Below are 17,841 nucleotides of genomic sequence, written 5' to 3'. Positions count from 1 at the left end.
AGGAGTCGTCGGCAGCGTCAGAGGTGTATAAGGGCCAGGTCCCGGAGATGCCGGGCTGCTCACGCTCCGCGCCGCGGAGCTCCTCGCGCGCGCCGACGTCGTCGTGCTCGACCGGCTCGCGCCGCGCGCCGCGCTCGAGCACGCGCGCGACGACGTCGAGGTCATCGACGTCGGCAAGACCGCCGGCACGCACCCGGTCCCGCAGGAGGACATCAACGCGCTGCTCGTCGCGCGTGCCCTCGACGGCGCGCGCGTCGTGCGCCTTAAGGGCGGCGACCCCTACGTCTTCGGGCGCGGCGGCGAGGAGCTCGACGCGTGCGCGGCCGCAGGGGTGCCCGTCGAGGTCGTCCCCGGGGTGACGAGCGCGATCGCCGTCCTCGCCGCCGCTGGCATCCCCGTGACGCACCGCGGCCTCTCCCGCGGATTCACGGTGCTCACCGGCCACGACGACCTCGGCGCCGTGCCCGACGCCCCCGACCACACGCTCGTCCTCCTCATGGGGCTCGGCCGGCTCACGACGACCGCGACCGAGCTCGTCGCACGCGGCCGCGACCCGCGCACGCCCGCCGCCGTCCTCGAGGATGGCTTCGGCCCACGCGCCCGCACGACGCTCGGCACGCTCGAAACCATCGGGGAGATCGCCATCGCGGCAGGCGTCCGGGCACCCGCGATCACCGTCGTCGGAGACGTCGTCACGCGCGCGCCCGGGTGGGCCGGGACGGCCTGACCCGACGTCAGACGGCCACAGCGCGCCTCTCGTCGGCGACGCGCAGCTCGGCGAGCAGCGCGGCCGTCGTCCGTGCCGGCCGGTCGAAGCACTCGCCCAGGCGCACCCAGTCGCCGAGCAGCGTGCGCGTCTGCGCGCCGTGCCGCCCGAAGTGGTCGCGCACGTACGCGTCGACGTCGAACGGCGTGACTCGGTGCAGGAGCCGCAGGACCGATGAGACGACGGGCGCAGCCGCCCACGCTGGCCGCCCGCCGTACGCGACCGCGAGCGCCTGCCCCGCCTCCTGCACGACCGCGACGACGCGCCGTGCGTCCGCCGCAGCCCGACGCCGGTCCCAGCCATGGGCCTCGAGGACCGCGACCGCCGCCATGGGGACGACGGCTGCGTGCAGCGGCGCGAAGGGTGGGACGTCCCTGAGGCGCAGCCGGTGCGGGTCGAGGGCTAGCCGGAGCGTGTCGGCCGCCTCACCCGCGAGCCCGACGCCCAGCCCGCCCGGCTGCCACCATCGCACAGCGTCCCTCCCCTGCGCGAGGAAGCCCGGTGCCACGAGGCCCCACGGCCGGCCGGCGGCCGCCCGTGCGACGGCGTCGGCCTCGGACGGGACCTGCGTGACCGACGCGAGCGCAGCCCCGGGCGACGCCGCGAGCAGGGACGCGAGGGCGGCTGCGTCGACCGGTGCCGTCGTGAGCACGACGTCCCACGAGCGCGCGGACGCCTCAGCGAGCGGAAGCGTCGGCAGCAGGGTCCGCCGGGACGGCCGGGGCTCGCGGCCGTGGCGCGCGACGTCGAGGTCGATCGCGCCCGGGACATCGTCCCGCGTCGCGAGGACAACCTCGGTCGAGCGGCGGGCGGAGGCTGCGAGGACCTGGGCCACAGGGCCCCGTCCCACGACGAGGAGATTCACGTCCCGATCGTCTGCCTCGCCCGGCATGCCGTGCACACCGTTCCGCGATGCGGGACCGTCACGCCGCACGCGCAGACAGCAGGAGCCAGACCGTCGGTCGACGGTCCGGCTCCTGCTGCCAGTCTCAGCGCCTCCACGGGGCGCGACGTCACTCCGCCTGGGGCGGGAGCGCGGCGATGAGCGGGTGGTCCATGTCGATGAGACCCATCTTCGCGGCACCGCCCGGCGAGCCGAGCGTGTCGAAGAAGTGGACGTTCGCGCCGTAGTAGTCGCTCCACTCCTCCGGGACGTCGTCCTCGTAGTAGATGGCCTCGACGGGGCACACCGGCTCGCAGGCACCACAGTCGACGCACTCGTCGGGGTGGATGTACAGCGAGCGGTTGCCCTCGTAGATGCAGTCGACAGGGCACTCCTCGACGCACGCCTTGTCCTTGACGTCGACGCAGGGCTGCGCGATCACATACGTCACGGTCCGACCTCCTTGAAAGTTCAGGCTCCAGTATCCCCCGCCGAGGCCCTCCTGCGGACATCAGGCCCCAGGTGTCCGCAGGGTGGTCGTCCTAGAATCGGTCCGTGACCTCCCCCGACCTTCCCCCGTGGCGCTCCTGGACCGTCGGGACGCGCGTCATGGTGCGCCGCACGATCTCGGGCGACACCCACCGCTACACCGACGTCCTCGGCGAGATCGTCCGCACGGACGCGTCGGGTCTCGTCCTGCGGACCCGATCGGGCGAGGAGGTCGAGGTGCCGGGCGCGGAGATCGCGATCGGCAAGCCGGTTCCGCCGCCGCCCGCGCGGCGCCGCCCGCGCCACGCCCCCGACGAGGCATCCCCGACCGATTCGTAGGGCTCCAGCACCGTCGAACGGTGCTCCGGGCCGACGAGTCGGAAGGGGTGGTGTCGGGCGGGGCGTCAGGGGGTCGTGAGCGTGAGGGTGCGCGTACGCTCGTCCGCGCCGACGACGAGCGACGTCGGACGCGCGAGGAGCTCCGCCTGCCACGTCGCCGGGTCGAGCGCCAGCGTCGTCCGTGCGTCGTCCGGACCCGCGACGCGGGCCCCCGCGCGCACCGCCGCCGCGTCGTCGAAGAACGAACCGACCGGCGCCCCCGCCTCGAGCCGCTCCGCGAGCGCGACGAGGTCCGCAGCCGCTCGCCGCAGGACGGGCGCGACCGCGGCCGCGTTGTCCGTCACCATCGCCTCGGTGCGGCGCGGGTGCGTGCCCGCGACGCGCGTCCCGTCGCGGAAGGACCCCGCCGCGAGCGCAAGCGCGAGGTCCGCGTGGTCCGAGCCGCCGACGAGCCGCAGCAGCTCGCTCGCGACGACGTGCGGGACATGGCTGACGAGCGCAACGGCCTCGTCGTGCACCGCGGGCGTCGTCACCCTCACGACCCCGCCGAGCGGTCCCGTGACGAGCTGCGCGACACGGCAGAACGCGTCAAGCCTCGTGTCGTCCTCGAGCGTGAGCGCCCACCGGGCGCCGTCGAGCAGCGTCGCGTCCGAGGCCGCGTAACCCGCCTGCTCCGTGCCCGCCATGGGGTGCGCGCCCACGAACCGCGCGGCGAGACCGGCCTCGCGCACGACGCGCGCGACCGCCCCCTTGACCGATCCGGCGTCCGTGACGACCGTCCCGCCGCGCACGTGCGCGGCGACCTCGTGCGCGATGTCCGCCATCGCGCGCAGCGGCGGCGCGAGCAGCAGCACGTCGGGCTCCGCCGCGCAGAGCTCGGCGATCGTGCGCGCGGGCACGACGCCGTCGGCGGCCGCGGCCTCGAGCGCCGGCAGCGACGGGTTCCACGCGTGCACCTCGACGCCGGCCGCGACGAGACGTCGCGCGACCGAGCCGCCGATGAGCCCGAGGGAGACGACGCCGACGCGACGCATCGGCCCTCCCTCCCAAGGAGCCGCCGCGTCGGAGGACACGTCAGACGAAGCGGAGGTCGCACCGGTGGCGCGCCCGCTCACCACAGGAGCTCCCGCGCGAGCGTCACGTCATCGTCCCCGGCACGCACCGAACCGGCGGGGACGCGCGACGTGTCGAAGCCCGCGTCCGTCCCGGGCCGCGCCGGGAACACCCCGAGCGTCTTGAGCGAGTCCCCCGCACCGAGCAGCTGCGCGAGGAGCGCGCGCACGCCCTCCTCCCACGGCGCGCCGTCGAGCGTCACGACGAAGACGTACGTGCCCTCCTGCGCCTTGAGCGGCCGCGTGATGAGCGAGGACATGTTGACGCCCCGCTCCCCGAACGCCGCCGTGATGCGCGCGAGAACACCCGGACCGATCTCGTGCGGCGTGATCGCGAGCATGGTCCGCCACGCGCCGCCGTCGTCATGACGGGCGGCAAGCTCGGCGCGCGCCGCCCCACGGTCCGTGACGACGAGGAACCGCGTCCGGGCGCCCGCGAAGTCCTGCACGCCGCGCGCGAGGGTCGTGAGCCCGTAGAGCTCCCCGCACAGCGCCGGCCCGAGCGCGACCTGGTGTGGCTGCACGTCCCGGCACGCGGCCGCGTTCGACGACGCCGGCACGGCGGTAAGCCCCCGCGCGGCGATCCACGAGGCGCACTGTGCAAGGCCGTGGGGGTGCGCCGTCACCTCAGTCGGCGTCACCGCGTCGGGGTGCGTGAACGCGTCGAACGCGACGTCGACCGTCACCTCGTCGATCGCGACGACGTCGCGCGCCGCGACGATCGCGTCGAGCGACGGCACGACGTACCCCTCGACTGAACTCTCGATCGCGACGACGCCCGCGTCCGCGCGGCCTGCCGCGACGTCGTCGTAGACGTCCGTGACGAGCGGCCGCGGGACGGGCGTGCCGCGGCCGGGCAGCGCGAGCGCCGCCGCATGCGTGAAGGTGCCCTCAGGGCCGAGGTACGCGAGCGAGGCCACGGCTCTGCTCAGTCCCTCGACGTCCACACGGGCTCGACCGCGGCCGGCCCGGGCTCGAAGACCTCACCAGCCATGACGCCGAGCACGCGGTGCGCGACACCCCGCTCCGACAGCTCGGCCTTGAGCGCGCGCAGCGGCGCCGACGTCGGCACCGAGAACGACGCGAAGAAGACGTGCGGGCCGTCAGCCGACGGCTGCGACCGCAGGTGCTGGAGGTCGATGCCGGCCTCCGAGACGAGCGACAGCGTGAGCTTGAGCGACCCCTTGTGGTCGTCGCGCGGCCCGAACGCGAGCCACACCTGCGCGGGCGCGTCGAAGTCCGCGGGATCGGGGACCGGCTCGACGAGGCCGTACCAGAGCGGGGCACGCTCGCTCAGTGCGGACGACCCGGCAACCTCGGTGAAACCGTCGGGCACGTGGTCACGCTCGACGACGAGCGACCCGTGCTCCCCCGCGAGCGCGACGCGCTCCGCGAGCGGCGTGCGGGCCGGCACGAGGTGGGGGCTCGCGCCCAGGGTCCGCAGCTGGTGGCGGCAGTCCCGCATGCCCGCCTCGTCGACGACAACGTGCCCGTCGAGCTCCGTGCCGCGCGCGACCCACACCCAGCGGGACGCGACGGCCTCGACGGCCGTGACCCGCAGCGACGCCGAGCTCGCGAGGAGCGCACGCTCGAGGTCGTGGTCGGGCGCGGCCGGGTGGCCGACGTGCATGACGCCGCGCAGCCCCTCAATGCGGGAGACCGTCGCGAGCGCGGCCGTCATCGCGCCGAGGTCGAGCAGGTCGCTCGGCTCGTCGAGGTTCTCGTGCGTGTCCCACGCGCCCTGGCGCGCCGCCGCGAGGGCGTGTGCGCCCGACTCCCGTTCGCTCCTGCCGAGCATCGCTGCCGTCCCTCCCGCTGCTGGTGGCCCAGGACGGGCCGCGCAGCGATCCTACCGAGCGGACGCCGCAGGCAGGGCGGCGTCTCAGTCGTCGTCGGACTTCTTGGGCTTCTGCGTCGCCGGGTCAGGGCCGCACACGTAACGGTTCTGCGGCGTGTAACGCCATGCGTTCGACTCGTCCTTGACGACCGTGCCGTCGAGCGACACCTTGCGCGTCACCGTCACGGCGAAGCCCGGCTGGCCTGCGCCCTGCGCGATGCAGCCCTTCTCGGTCGAGTAGACCGTCCGGGGCTGGACGACCTCACGACGCGGCGACGTCGCCGAGTCCACCGTGTAATGGGGCGTCGACCACAGCTTGACGGTGACCTTGCCGTCCTTCACCCACGACTGCATGAGGATGCCGTACGGGGTGTCATTCTTGATGCGCATGTCGATCGACCCGACATACATCGTCGACTCGCGCCCCTCGGGGTAGCGCGAGAAGTAGAAGCTGTGCGGGCGGTGCTCGAGGATGTCGACGCCCGCGAAAAAGAACGCGTTGTACGTCGTCGTCGCCATCTGCGAGAGGCCGCCGCCCACGCCGTCCTGGAGGCGCCCCCGGTCGATGACACCCGCGTTGACGTAGCCCGCCTCGAGCGTGATGGGGCTGAGCGTCTCGGTGAGCGACCACTCGTCGCCCGGCTTGATGAGCTGGCCCGTGATCTTCTTCGCGGCGAGCGTGAGGTTCGCGTTGCGTGCCGCGTACGAGTCGGTGAGCGGCGTCGAGAACTCCGCGACGACCTTCTTCACCCCGAGCTCCTCGAGCGCCTTGCGGGAACTCTCGGACTCGGTCTCGACGAGCGCGGCCGTCGCGGTCCGCGTCCCGGGGGCCGTCCCGGCTGCGAGGACGGACGCGGCGAGCGCGTCGCGGTCGAGCGCGAGACCCGACTTCCCGCCCGAGATCGTGGGCTTGCCGTCCTTGAAGACGAACTTCGCGGCCGTCGCCTTGGTCTCGAGGTCGCTCGTCCGGTCGAGGACGGCCTTCGCGAGCATGTCCTTGTCGAGGTCGAGCGCGAGGGTCCCGTCTTTCGCGACGAACGTCGCGGCCGCGCCGAGCACGGAGATGGGGAGCTCGGCCTTCTGGCCGTCGACCTCGACGCGGACGGGCGCGGAGACGAGCGCCGTGCCGGTCTTCTGCGCGGCGTCGGTCTCGGCCTGGGTGATCGCGGGCTCGACCTGGGCGGTCGGCAGGTCCACGGGGCCCGTCACCGTGAGGTAGGTGTCGAGGATCTTCGTCCGCGCACGCTCAAGGTCGACCTCGAGCCCGGGGACGGCGGGGACCGCCTCGACGCGGCCGTCGACGAACGCGACCTTGCCGTCGACGGGCTCGGTCCGCAGGCTCTCGGCGGTCTCGCCGATCTCCTTGCGGAGCAACTCGTCGTCGAGGGTGATCGACGGTGCGATCTCGTCGCCTCCGAAGAGGGAGCGGACGAGGTCGGCGGGAGCGAGCGAGAACCCGGTGAGTCCCGCGACCGTGCCGCGGGCGTCGAGGCCGAGCCCTGCCTCCACGGGGTCGAGCTCGGACGTGAGTTCGCCCGCGGTGACGGTGATCGGGGCGGTCGCGCGCTTCCCGAGCTGCGCGTCGAGCAGCGCGACGGCGTCGGCGCGGCTCCTGCCGCCGATGTCGACTCCCGCGACGGTCGTGCCGCGGGGGATCTTGTCGGCCGTGACGACCTGCGCGGTGACGTACCCTCCTGCGAGGACGACGGCGCCGAGCGCGCTCCACAGCGCGACCTTGAGGCCGCGGCCCGTGCGCTCCTTGGGTGCCTCCGCCTCGAACTTGTCGAGCGGAGAGCCCTTCTGTGCTCCGGTCCCGGTGCGGTCCTGCGTCATACGTTCATCCGTTCCTGCCGTCGTGGCACGTGGCCACGCCCCCCTTGGTGCGCTCCCTGATGCGCTGGATCATCCTACGTTCTGGTCGTCCGCGGCCGCTGGGACCTCTCGACGTGCTCTTGGCCATCTCGCCTCGACGTCCGCGAACCATGACCGCGGCAGCCACAGCGTCGCGATGACGAGCAGGACGGTCCCGTACACCCACACGTACCCGGTCGTGTCGGCGACGACCTGCGCGTCCCCGCCCGGGCCGCCCGCGGCGAGCACTTGGACGGCGACGACCCAGCCGACGACGTACGCCATGACGGGCACGGGGCCGAAGGTCGCGCGGAGCCAGACGGCCGCCGCGACGCTCGCGACGATCCCGAGGACGAGCCCCCACGGCACGAGCGAACGGTGCCCGAAGGTCCCGAGCGCGCCGACGGTCACCCCGACGGCGAGCGCGGCGAGCAGGTGGAGGATCCGGTGCGGCGTCATCCGTTCACGCTACCCGTCGGACGCCGGGAGGGAGGATCGTGCGCGCCCAGCGCGTTGTGCCGGGGGCGTCCGGACGATGGCCGTCCGCACCGAGCAGCGCGTAGGACACGGTGCGCGGCAGGCCCTGGACGACGAGGTTCGAGAGCGCGAGAACGGCCGCGAGCACCTCGTCCGAGGACGGGGCGGCGGTCACGGCCGTCACCTGGGTCGCATGCGCGCGGAGCGCGCCGAGCACCGCGTCAAGCACGGGCGCAAGGTCGACCTCGACGACGATCTCGCGGTCGGCGACGACGGCGGGCCGGCTGCCCGCGGCGGGCAGGCTGAGCCCGTGGGCCGCGCGCACGTCCGTGACCCAGGGCGCGGCGGCGAGGTGTGCGCGCACGGCGACGTCCGTCGCGGGCGGCGTCGACGGGCACAGGAGCGGCGGGACGTCGTCGCCCACCGCGGCGAGCAGCGCGAGCGCCCGCACCGTCACCTCGTGCGTGCGCACGTGGTCGGGGTGGCCGTAGCCGCCGCCGGCATCGTACGTAACGACGACGTCGGGCGCGAGCTCCCGCACGTGCGCGGCGAGCACGGTGGCCGCGTCGTCGAGCGGCACGCTCGTCAGGGCGTCCGTGCCCGCGTCGTCGGCGGGACCCGCGGTGCCGCCCGGGGCATCGACCCACCGCATCCCCGAGTCGACGACGGTCCCCGGAAGTGCCCGCGCCCCGGCGGGCACGGGCAGCGTGTCGAGGAACGCGTGGCCGCGGACGCCGAGCGCGGCCAGAGCCGCCGCGAGCTCGGTCTCGCGGTGCGCCGCGAGCGCGGGGCCGTCGCCCTCGAGAGCGTCGAGCGGCCCAAGGACCTCCCCGCGCTCGCCGCGCGTGCACGTGACGACGAACGCCTCCCCCGTCCGCGCCCACGCCGCGAGCAGAGGCCCTGTGGACAGGGTCTCGTCGTCGGGGTGGGCGTGGACCGCGAGGAGGCGCACGTCAGCCGCGTGTCAGGACTTCTTGGCGCGCGAGGCGGCGCGGCCCCGCTCGGTCTGGTCAAGGACAACCTTGCGGATACGGACGATCTCGGGCGTCACCTCGACGCACTCGTCCTCCTGCGTGAACTCGAGGGACTCCTCGAGCGTGAGCCGGCGCGGCGGCACGAGGTTCTCGAAGTTGTCGGAGGAGGCCGCACGCATGTTCGTGAGCTTCTTCTCCTTGGTGATGTTGACGTCCATGTCCTCGTTGCGGGAGTTCTCCCCGACGACCTGGCCCTCGTACACCTCGGCGGTCGGCTCGACGAAGAACGAGCCGCGCTCCTGGAGGTTGATCATCGCGTAGGGCGTGACCTTGCCCGCGCGGTCGGCGACGAGCGAGCCCGTCACGCGGGTCTCGATCTGGCCGGCCCACGGCTCGTAGCCCTCGGCGAGCGAGGAGGCGATGCCCGTGCCGCGCGTCTCCGTGAGGAAGCGCGTGCGGAAGCCGATGAGGCCGCGCGCGGGGACCATGAACTCCATGCGCACCCAGCCGGTGCCGTGATTCGTCATGCTCTCCATGCGGCCCTTGCGCTGCGCCATGAGCTGCGTGACGGCGCCGAGGAACTCCTCGGGGACGTCGATCGTCATGCGCTCGATCGGCTCGTGGACCTTGCCGTCGATCTTCTTCGTGACGACCTGGGGCTTGCCGACGGTGAGCTCGAAGCCCTCGCGGCGCATCTGCTCGACGAGGATCGCGAGCGCGAGCTCGCCACGGCCCTGGACCTCCCACGCGTCGGGACGCTCGGTCGGCAGGACGCGGAGCGAGACGTTACCGATGAGCTCGGCGTCGAGGCGGTCCTTGACCTGGCGGGCCGTGACCTTGTGGCCCTTGCCGCCCTTGCCGGCGAGCGGCGACGTGTTGATGCCGATCGTCATGGAGATGGCCGGGTCGTCGACCGTGATGAGCGGCAGCGGACGCGGGTCGTCCGGGTCCGTGAGCGTCTCGCCGATGGTGATGTCCTCGATGCCGGCGACGGCGACGATGTCGCCGGGGCCCGCCGACTCCGCGGGAACACGCGTGAGCGCCTTCGTCGCGAGGAGCTCGGTGATGCGGACGTTCTGGAGCGTGCCGTCGTGGCGTGCCCACGCGACCGTCTGGCCCTTGCGGATCGTGCCGTTGAAGACGCGCAGGAGCGCGAGGCGGCCGAGGAACGGGGACGCGTCGAGGTTCGTGACGTGGGCCTGGAGCGGCGCGTCGTCCTCGTACGTCGGCGCGGGGATCTTCTCGAGGATCGTGCGGAAGAGCGGCTCGAGGTCCTCGGCGTCAGGGAGCGAGCCGTCGGCCGGCTGGTTGAGAGAGGCGCGCTTGGCCTTCGCGGCGGCGAAGACGACGGGGACGTCGAGCACGGAGTCGAGGTCGAGGTCCGGGACCTCGTCCTGGAGGTCGGACGCGAGGCCGAGGAGGAGGTCGGTCGCCTCGGCGACGACGTGGTCGATGCGCGCGTCGGAACGGTCGACCTTGTTGACGACGAGGATGACCGGGAGCTTCGCGGCGAGCGCCTTGCGGAGCACGAAGCGGGTCTGCGGGAGGGGACCCTCGGAGGAGTCGACGAGGAGGACGACGCCGTCGACCATCGACAGGCCGCGCTCGACCTCGCCACCGAAGTCGGCGTGACCGGGGGTGTCGATGACGTTGATGGTGATGCCCTCGGGGTGCCCGAACTCCGCGGCCGACGGACCGGTGTACCGGACCGCCGTGTTCTTCGCGAGGATCGTGATGCCCTTCTCGCGCTCGAGGTCGCCCGAGTCCATCGCGCGCTCGTCGACGTGGTCGTGCGCACCGAAGGCTCCGGAGGTGTGCAGCATGGCGTCAACCATCGTCGTCTTGCCGTGGTCGACGTGGGCGACGATCGCCACGTTGCGCAGGTCGGAGCGCACAGACATAGGAGTAACCGTTCCGTCAGGGGGTGGGGGTGTCGCGCGCATCTCCGCTGCGCAACGGTCCATCCTAACGCCCGCGCAACCCGGCGCGCCGTGTGACGTCCACGACGTGACCCTCCTCGCGGCGGTCGCCGCCACTCAGACGCCCGCGAGGCGCCCGTCGTGGAGGTCGAGCACGCGGTCGGCGCGCTCGACGAGGATCGGGTCGTGCGTCGCAACGATCGCGGCGACGCCGCCCGAGCGTGTGAGCTCCCGCAGGACGTCCATGACGGCGCCCGCGGTTACCGAGTCGAGCTGGCCCGTCGGCTCGTCGGCGACGAGCAGCCGGGGCCGGGTGACGAGCGCACGGGCGATCGCGACACGCTGGCGCTGTCCTCCCGAGAGCTCGGCGGGACGCTGGTGCCCGTGGCGGGCGAGGCCGACGGTCGCGAGCGCGTCGCGCACGCGCTCGTCGCGCTCGGCCGACGGCGTGCGCGCGACGCGCAACGGCAGCTCGACGTTCTCGGCGGCGGAGAGCACGTCGACGAGCCCGAAGGTCTGCATGACGTAGCCCGTCTCCCCCGGCCCCGCGGGTCGCTCGACCGCTCCGGACGTGGGGACATCGGCCCCCGCAAGCATGCCGAGGAGCGTCGTCTTGCCCGCGCCCGAGCGTCCGCGGACGACGACGAGCTCGCCCGCGCGGACCTCGAGGCTCACCCCGACGACGGCGTGAACGACGCCCGCTGGCGTGCGGAACTCGCGCGAGACGTCGTGCGCGCGCAGCAGCACCTCGGTCATGACTGCTCCTCGGTCGCGGCGTGGCGGCCCGCGGGGCTGACACCGGCCGACGTCGACGGGGACATGGCGGTCGGGGACGTGGTGTTCGGGGGTGCGGCGGGCGACGGTCCCGTGCCGGGCCACACGCTCACGTGGTCGGGCTCGAGGTCGAGGCGCACGCGGTCGCGCAGGCCGAGCTGCGTGACGAACTCGGGCGGCAGCTGCATGCGTCCGACGGGGGCGAGCACGGCGAACTCCTCGACGAGGTCGCGAGCGACACCGTCGGCGCCGACCTCGCGCCGGCGCAGCACCTCGAGGGACGTGCGGCCGTCGCGGATGCGGACGGTGCGGGAGACGTGGTCGGCGACCGCGGGGTCGTGGGTGACGACGAGGACGGTCGTGCCAAGCTCGGCGTTCGCGTTGCGGAACGCCTCGAGGACCTCGGCGCTCGTCGCCTCGTCGAGCTCGCCGGTCGGCTCGTCGGCGAGGAGGACGCGGGGGTCGTTCGCGAGCGCGACCGCGATCGCGACGCGCTGCTGCTCGCCGCCGGACATGTGCGCGGGCAGCCGGTCGGCGACGTGCGTGACGCCAAGCAGCGCGAGGAGCTCCGCAGCCCGTGCGGCGCGGGCCGCGGTCCGCCGCGGCGTCCCCGCGAGGGCCATGGGGACGACGACGTTCTGCGTGGCCGTGAGGTACGGCAGGAGGTTGCGCGCGGTCTGCTGCCAGACGAACCCGACGCGGTGCCGCTGGAAGGCGACGCGCTCGGCGCGGGTCATCGCGACGAGGTCCTGGCCGGCGACGCGTGCCGCACCGCCCGTCGGGCGGTCGAGGCCCGAGAGGATCGACAGGAGCGTCGACTTGCCGGAGCCGGAGGCTCCGACGAGCGCGACGACCTCGCCGCGCTCGACGCGCAGCGTGAGGCCCTGGAGGGCCTGCACCTCGACGCCCTCGGTGACGAAGATGCGCACGAGGTCGCGGCAGAGGATGTCGGGCTCGGTCTCGTCGGTGCGGGCCTCGTCCCAGACGGCGGTCATGGTGCCTCCTCGGCGGTGCGGACGGTCATGGCGGTCATCCCTCTTCCTCGGCGAGCAGGGCGGCGTCGCGTGCGCGGTGGTCCCCGCCACGCACGGTGAGGAACGTCGCGGCCGCGACGGCGGCGGCGACCGCGCCGACGACGACGCCGAGCGCGAGGAGGTCGACGCGCGGCGGGACCTCGCGCGCCGCGAGGAACGTCGGCAGGTCGACGACGCCGACGGCGACGAGCGTGAGGCCGAGGCCGAGCGCGGCGCCGACGACGACGCCAAGGACGACCCAGCCGGTGAGCTCGGCCGCGACGGCGGCCCTCACGTCGCGTGTGCTCGCGCCGACGCTGCGGAGGGTCGCGAGCGTGCGTCGGCGCACCGGGGCGGCGGCGGCGAGCGCGGCGACGAGCGCCGCGAGGACCGCGAGCACCGCGACACCGGCGCCGACGAGGACGCCGCGGACGAGCCACGCGACGGTCGGGTCGGCGAGGCGGGCGTCGCGCACGGGGGCGAACGAGCGGACGTCGCCCGTCCCGACGATCTCCGCGAGGCGGTCGCCGAGGGCGGTGACGGCCGCGACGTCGAGCGAGTCCTCGACGTCGACGAGGAGGACGGCCGGGGCCGAGCGGGTGAGGCCGTGGGCGGCGAGCGCGCCCGTGTCGGCGAGGATCCACCGCGAGCCGCGTCCAAGACCTGCGACGACGTCGCGTGACGCGGCCTCGACGACGGGGAGCCGCAGGCCGTCGACCTGGAGCGTCGTGCCGTCGGGCAGCGCTCCGCCCGTGTCGGCCCGGACGGACGTCGAGACGACGACCGGCACGGGACCGTCCGCCGTCGTGAGGCCGTCGGGCAGCGCGTGACGGTAGCCCGCGGCGTCGCGGCGGGCGCGCCGGGCGGTGTCGACCGCGAGCAGCTCGACGTTCGCGCCCGACGCACCACGGCGCAGGTCGGCCGGGGTGACGACCTCGGCGGCGACCGCGAGCCGCACACCGTCGACGGCCTCGACCTGGGCGACGAGCTCGGGCGTCATGCGTGGCCCGGAGAGCCGGAGGTCTGCCCCGGTCGCCTGCCACGCGCCGTCGGCCGCGCCCGCGCGCACCGTCGTGAGGAGCGCGGTCGCCTGGACGACGACGCCCGTCCCGACGACGAGCGCGAGGATCCCCGCGACGACGCCCGGCCGGCCGCGCGCCGCGCGGGCGAGGCCGACGAGCGCTCCCGGCCCCGGACGCCGGCGGGCGGCCGCGACGAGCAGGCCGAGCAGCGGCCGGACGAGCGCGACGACGAGGACGGCGGTCGCGGCGGCAAGGAGCGCGGGCAGCGCGACGACGAGCGGATCGTCGGACGGGAGCCTCCCGACGAGGGCGAGCACGGTGACGACGGCGGCCGCGACGACGAGCACGACGGCTCCCGTGACCCGCAGCGCACGCACGATCCTCGTGCGTGCGACGGACGCCCGGGGCGGGGCGACGAGCGCGGCGGCGAGCAGGCCGGGGGCGGTCCCGACGAGCACCGCACCGAGCAGGTCGCCCGGCGCGCCCGGTCCGACACCGCTGCCGAGAGCCGCGGCAGCGGCCGCGCCGAGGGCGGCCGCGGGCAGCGCGACGCACCAGGTCTGCAGCGCTGCGAGGCCGCGCACCTGGAGCCCTGACGCACCGCGGGCCCGCGCGAGCGCAGCATCCTCGCGCCGCCGTGCGACGAGTCCCTGCGTGCCGACGCCGAGTGCGAGCGCGAGGGCCGCGAGCGGGCCGGCGAGCGCGAACGAGGCGAGCGTGCGCGACGTCGCGACGTCGGCGACCACGCCGTCGAGGAGGTCGGGCATGCCCGTCGAGAAGCGCACGCCCCCGAGGTCGGCGGACGCGGACGCCGCCGCCGCGCGCAGCTGCGCCGCGACCGTCGTCGGGTCGGCGACTCCCTCGCCGCTCACGGGGAACCATGCGTCGAGCACGGGTCGCGCCGCCGTCATCGCGAGGACCTCGGGGTCGACGATGCCGAGGACCCGGACCGTCACTCCCCTGTCGAGGTCCTCGAGGACCGCGGGCCCGGCGCCCGCGGGCGTGTGGAGCCAGTAGCCGTCGGACGGGTCGAGGACCTCGTACGTCCCGACGAGGGTGTACCCACCGTCGCTGAGGGTCGCACCGCGGACCTCGCCGACGTCCCACCCGAGCCGCGCCGCGCCGTCGGCCGAGACGAGCGTCTCGGTGGGCTCTCCCGGACGCGGCACGGCGTCGCTCGGGACGCGCCCCTCGACGAGCCGGACGCGCTCGAGGAAGCCCGGGGCAGCCACGCGGACGAGCTCGGGGAAGCGGACGTCGGACCCGGGACCGTCGGCGACCTGCGCGAGCGGGTCGGTCGCGTCGGACAGCCGCACCTGAGGTTCGCCGACGAGGCGTCGTGCCGGCTCGGGGATCGCGTCCCGCAGCGCGAGGAGATACGCCTGCGCGGGACCGAGGACCCGCTGCATGGTGCCCTCGAGGCCGGACGCCTCGGCCTCGTCGAACGCCCAGCTCGACGTCCGTACGGTGAGGTCGCGTGCGAGGTCCGTGGACGTTCCGACCCGGGCTCCGACGACCTCGGCCTCCATCGCGGCGACGCCGCGGGGCCAGAGAGTGACGACGCCGGCGCCGAGGAGGGCGACGAGCGCAACGACGACGCCTGCGCCGACGCGGTGGCGCAGGCTGCGGACGAGGAGCGATGCACGCGAGGACATGTGGCTCATGCCGACACCTCCCGCAGGTCGCGGTCCTCGGCCTGCCGCACGACGGTCCGGGCGTGGAGCGCGACGAGCCCGGCGGCTCCCGCGGCGAGCACAGCCAGACCCGCGAGCAGCGGCGGGACGTCGAACGCGAGGGGCATCGTGCCGACGCTCCCCGTCGCTGCCCGCACGAGCACGGGCGTCGCGACGAGCGCAACGACCGCCCCCACAGCGAGGCCGACGACAGTGCCCGCGCCGAGCACCCAGGCGGCCTCGGCCGTCCGCAGCCGCCCTTGGCGCCGGCCGTCGAGCCCGAGTGCCCGGAGCGCGACGGTCTCCCCCGCGCGGGTGGCCGCCTGCGCCGCCGTCGTCGAACGCAGCCCGGCGAGCGCGAGCAGCACGGTCGCGAGGCCGGCGGTCCAGAACGCGGCGGGCACGTCGGTACCGCGGGGCTCGGCGACGGTGGCGACGTCGTCGTGCGTCGTGCCCCAGGATCCGGCCGCGACGAGGTCGGCGGCGAGCTCGCTGGCAGCCGCGGCCGCGGTCTCGTCGGGCGCGTCGGCGCGGAGCCAGACCTCCTCGGAGCGCAGCGCGGCGCCGCCCGCCGCGACCTGAGCCGTGCGCAGAGCGTCGGCGTCGACGAGCACCGCGGGTGCGGGCGCGCCCGGCACGGTGTCGCGGATCTCGCCCACGCGGACGTCGACGGTCGTCCCGGCGACGGTCACGGGGAGGGTCCCGCCGACGGCGAGGTCGAGCGCACGGGCGAGCGTCGTGTCGATGACGCCGGGCAGGACCGGCGCCGCGGGGTCCGTGGCCCCTCCGGGTGCGACCCAGCGCAGGGACGTGCCTGCGGGGACCTCGTCCGCTGGGGTCCAGGCAGGCTCGCGCTCCCATGTCGGCGGCCCGGCGGGCCCGTCGGCCCCCGTCACCGCGCCGACCTCGACGGTGATGGCGCCGCCCGCTCCGGCGAGGCTCGCGTCGTCGGACGAGCCGCTGTGGAGGACGTCGTCGGCCGCGACATCGAGAGCGACCACGTGCCACGGCCCCGGGTCGGGCGCCTCGAGGCGCAGCGTGCCCGACGCTTCCGCGCCGACGGCCTCGAGCTCGACGCCGTCCGCCCTCACGAATGCCCACCGTCCGTCGGTGTCGACGAACCACGCGCTGCCGGTGACGCGGAGCGAGAGGTTCTCGGTGCTGAAGCCCTCCTCGAGCGGGCCCGGAAGGTCGAGCCGGGCGTGCACGGGCACGGTGAGACCGCCCTCGCCGACCGCGGGGCCGCCGAGGTGCGGTCCTCCGGCGAGCGCATCCGTGAGGCCCGCGCCGTCACGCAGGACGGCCTCGAGGTCGCCCGGGCGGGCTGCGACGACGGTGACCTCGTCGGAGCCGACGCTCCCGGGCCGCACGACGACGGCCGCGCCCGCGACCGCGCCAGCGGCCGTACCGGGCGCGCGGTCGACGTCGGCGGCCGTCACGGGTCCGCTCGACGCGACCGTGACCCGGACGTCGGCGCCTGCGGCGAGCGTCGCGAGCCTGGCACCACCGAGCGTCACGGACGCCCCGAAGCTGCTCGCGAGCACGAGCGTCCCGGCGGCGAGACCGACGACGAGAGCAGGAAGCCTCACCCCGTGTCGACGCGCCGCGGAGCGGAGCGCGAGGACGCGATCGAGTCCGCGGCCCCGGGCCGCGCGCCGCGCGAGAAGCCCGAACGCCGGACCGGTCGCCTGGACGCCGAGCAGCACGAGGACGACGAGCAGCACGCCGGGGGCGCTCACCGCGAGCACGTCGGGCGTGCCCTCCCCCGCGACCGCGAGGCGCCACCCCGCGGCGACGGCGAGCACGGCAAGCCCGGCGGCAGTGACGACGGGGCCGGCGGCGACGCTCCCGCGCGGCTCGGCACGCACGATGTCGTCGAGCTGCCGTCCCGCCAGGACGGTCGTCGTCACGGTCGCGACGAGCACCGTGACGGCGCCCGCGACGAGGGCACGTGGACCGAGTCCGGCGACGGCTCCGGTCGTCGCGGCGAGCAGCGCATAGGCGGCGCCTCCGCCGAGAGCCGCGCCGAGCGTCGTGACCGCTCCCGTCTCGAGCCCGGCAAGCGCGCGGAGCTGGCGCCCGCTCACGCCGCGGGACGCTAGGAGCGCGTCCTCGGGCCGACGTCCGGCGACGAGCTGGCGCGCGACCCGCCCGAGCCCGACGGCACCCACGACCCCGAGCACGAGCACGGGAACGATCGCGACCTGCCGGAACGCGCCGACACGCGCGGCGAGGCTCGTCGTCGTCGCGACGAGCCCTCCGCTGACGACGACGCCACGGGACTGCGCGTCGGACGCCTTGAACGCGGCCTCGAGCGCTCCGAGGCCGCCCGCGAGCCGCTCGACGTCGTCGGGCTCGACGGTCGCCCTGTCGACCGACACCGTCCACGTGACGAAGGGGGTGTCAGCGGCGTCGGGCGACTGCGCACGCTCGACGACGGTCCGTGCGCCGCGGGTCGCGTCCCCGACGAGGTCCCGGACCGTGCGGTCCTGCGTGGCGGCGTCGGCGAGCAGGCGCGTCCGCAGGACGAGCCTGCCGCCGTCGCCGTTGAGTGCCGCGGAGTCTCGCACGACGTCGCGGACGCCCTGCTCGACCTGGCCGAGCACGCCGACGACGCACGCGACGACGAGCGCCGCAAGGACCCCGAGCGCGACGAGAGGCCCGCGGGCCGCCGCAGCGCGACGACCCGCGAGCCTCGCGAGGCCCGTCATG

At 75.0% G+C, this 17,841-nt stretch carries 14 protein-coding genes and 1 pseudogene; 2 read left to right on the top strand and 13 right to left on the bottom strand.

Translation table 11 applies throughout. From position 1 onward, the window contains the following. Positions 1-43: 43 nt before the first annotated feature. A pseudogene (gene cobA / locus C1729_RS13585) lies at positions 44-727 on the top strand (uroporphyrinogen-III C-methyltransferase); the annotation flags it as partial. Positions 728-734: 7 nt separating this feature from the next. Here the strand turns inward: cobA and C1729_RS13580 are convergent. Beyond that, on the bottom strand, positions 735-1,631 hold the full coding sequence (locus tag C1729_RS13580) for a hypothetical protein (RefSeq protein WP_102510399.1): 897 nt from the start codon (positions 1,629-1,631) through the stop codon (positions 735-737). Positions 1,632-1,779: 148 nt separating this feature from the next. Continuing rightward, entirely contained in the window at positions 1,780-2,100 is a 321-nt protein-coding gene (fdxA, locus tag C1729_RS13575) for a ferredoxin (RefSeq protein ID WP_102510398.1), read from the bottom strand. A 104-nt stretch (positions 2,101-2,204) separates the two neighbouring features. Here fdxA and C1729_RS13570 point away from each other — a divergent pair, with 104 nt between their 5' ends. Beyond that, positions 2,205-2,477: a putative acetyltransferase gene (locus C1729_RS13570; RefSeq protein ID WP_242493850.1), complete on the top strand. Its 273-nt coding sequence runs from the start codon at positions 2,205-2,207 to the stop codon at positions 2,475-2,477. Positions 2,478-2,542: 65 nt separating this feature from the next. Here the strand turns inward: C1729_RS13570 and C1729_RS13565 are convergent, their stop codons facing one another. From C1729_RS13565 to C1729_RS13510, 11 genes are all read right to left on the bottom strand, one after another. Beyond that, on the bottom strand, positions 2,543-3,511 hold the full coding sequence (locus C1729_RS13565; RefSeq protein WP_102510397.1) for a prephenate dehydrogenase: 969 nt from the start codon (positions 3,509-3,511) through the stop codon (positions 2,543-2,545). A 77-nt stretch (positions 3,512-3,588) separates the two neighbouring features. Next, positions 3,589-4,509, bottom strand: a complete 921-nt coding sequence (locus tag C1729_RS13560; protein ID WP_242493849.1) for a prephenate dehydratase — start codon at positions 4,507-4,509, stop codon at positions 3,589-3,591. An 8-nt stretch (positions 4,510-4,517) separates the two neighbouring features. Continuing rightward, the gene (locus C1729_RS14680) at positions 4,518-5,387 is read right to left on the bottom strand and encodes a hypothetical protein (RefSeq protein ID WP_102510396.1); all 870 of its coding nucleotides are present in this window, start codon (positions 5,385-5,387) and stop codon (positions 4,518-4,520) included. An 84-nt stretch (positions 5,388-5,471) separates the two neighbouring features. Then, positions 5,472-7,259, bottom strand: coding sequence for a VanW family protein (locus C1729_RS13545; RefSeq protein ID WP_102510394.1), 1,788 nt, complete (start codon positions 7,257-7,259; stop codon positions 5,472-5,474). 69 nt (positions 7,260-7,328) lie between these two features. After that, positions 7,329-7,736 carry a DUF6113 family protein gene (locus C1729_RS13540; RefSeq protein WP_102510393.1) on the bottom strand — a complete coding sequence of 136 codons (408 nt, stop codon included), beginning with the start codon at positions 7,734-7,736 and terminating at the stop codon, positions 7,329-7,331. Positions 7,737-7,740: 4 nt separating this feature from the next. Further along, positions 7,741-8,706, bottom strand: coding sequence for a PIG-L family deacetylase (locus C1729_RS13535; RefSeq protein ID WP_102510392.1), 966 nt, complete (start codon positions 8,704-8,706; stop codon positions 7,741-7,743). Between the two features lie 12 nt (positions 8,707-8,718). Then, the gene (gene typA / locus C1729_RS13530; protein WP_102510391.1) at positions 8,719-10,629 is read right to left on the bottom strand and encodes a translational GTPase TypA; all 1,911 of its coding nucleotides are present in this window, start codon (positions 10,627-10,629) and stop codon (positions 8,719-8,721) included. A gap of 135 nt (positions 10,630-10,764) precedes the next feature. Further along, positions 10,765-11,403, bottom strand: coding sequence for an ABC transporter ATP-binding protein (locus C1729_RS13525; RefSeq protein ID WP_102510390.1), 639 nt, complete (start codon positions 11,401-11,403; stop codon positions 10,765-10,767). After that, positions 11,400-12,416 (bottom strand): ABC transporter ATP-binding protein, encoded by a 1,017-nt coding sequence (locus C1729_RS13520; protein ID WP_102510389.1) that lies wholly within the window; start codon positions 12,414-12,416, stop codon positions 11,400-11,402. Before C1729_RS13520 ends, C1729_RS13525 begins: the two co-directional genes overlap by 4 nt. A gap of 34 nt (positions 12,417-12,450) precedes the next feature. Further along, positions 12,451-15,120: an FtsX-like permease family protein gene (locus tag C1729_RS13515; protein ID WP_129590765.1), complete on the bottom strand. Its 2,670-nt coding sequence runs from the start codon at positions 15,118-15,120 to the stop codon at positions 12,451-12,453. Further along, positions 15,117-17,840, bottom strand: coding sequence for an FtsX-like permease family protein (locus C1729_RS13510; RefSeq protein WP_102510387.1), 2,724 nt, complete (start codon positions 17,838-17,840; stop codon positions 15,117-15,119). The genes C1729_RS13515 and C1729_RS13510 overlap by 4 nt, the downstream gene beginning before the upstream one ends. Between the last annotated feature and the right edge of the window lies 1 nt (position 17,841).

This window comes from Sanguibacter massiliensis (assembly GCF_900240335.1).
In the GTDB taxonomy this organism is placed as follows: Bacteria; Actinomycetota; Actinomycetes; order Actinomycetales; family Cellulomonadaceae; genus Flavimobilis; species Flavimobilis massiliensis.
Note: the sequence above shows the minus strand (reverse complement) of the source record. Positions and strands in the feature narration are given on the sequence as shown.

Bases quoted from the DNA above. Each gene is read 5' to 3' on its own strand.
- C1729_RS13520 (WP_102510389.1), bottom strand. From the start codon at position 12,416: ATGACCGCCGTCTGGGACGAGGCCCGCACCGACGAGACCGAGCCCGAC.
- C1729_RS13540 (WP_102510393.1), bottom strand. From the start codon at position 7,736: ATGACGCCGCACCGGATCCTCCACCTGCTCGCCGCGCTCGCCGTCGGG.
- C1729_RS14680 (WP_102510396.1), bottom strand. From the start codon at position 5,387: ATGCTCGGCAGGAGCGAACGGGAGTCGGGCGCACACGCCCTCGCGGCG.
- C1729_RS13565 (WP_102510397.1), bottom strand. From the start codon at position 3,511: ATGCGTCGCGTCGGCGTCGTCTCCCTCGGGCTCATCGGCGGCTCGGTC.
- C1729_RS13515 (WP_129590765.1), bottom strand. From the start codon at position 15,120: ATGAGCCACATGTCCTCGCGTGCATCGCTCCTCGTCCGCAGCCTGCGC.
- C1729_RS13545 (WP_102510394.1), bottom strand. From the start codon at position 7,259: ATGACGCAGGACCGCACCGGGACCGGAGCACAGAAGGGCTCTCCGCTC.
- typA (WP_102510391.1), bottom strand. From the start codon at position 10,629: ATGTCTGTGCGCTCCGACCTGCGCAACGTGGCGATCGTCGCCCACGTC.
- C1729_RS13525 (WP_102510390.1), bottom strand. From the start codon at position 11,403: ATGACCGAGGTGCTGCTGCGCGCGCACGACGTCTCGCGCGAGTTCCGC.
- C1729_RS13510 (WP_102510387.1), bottom strand. From the start codon at position 17,840: ATGACGGGCCTCGCGAGGCTCGCGGGTCGTCGCGCTGCGGCGGCCCGC.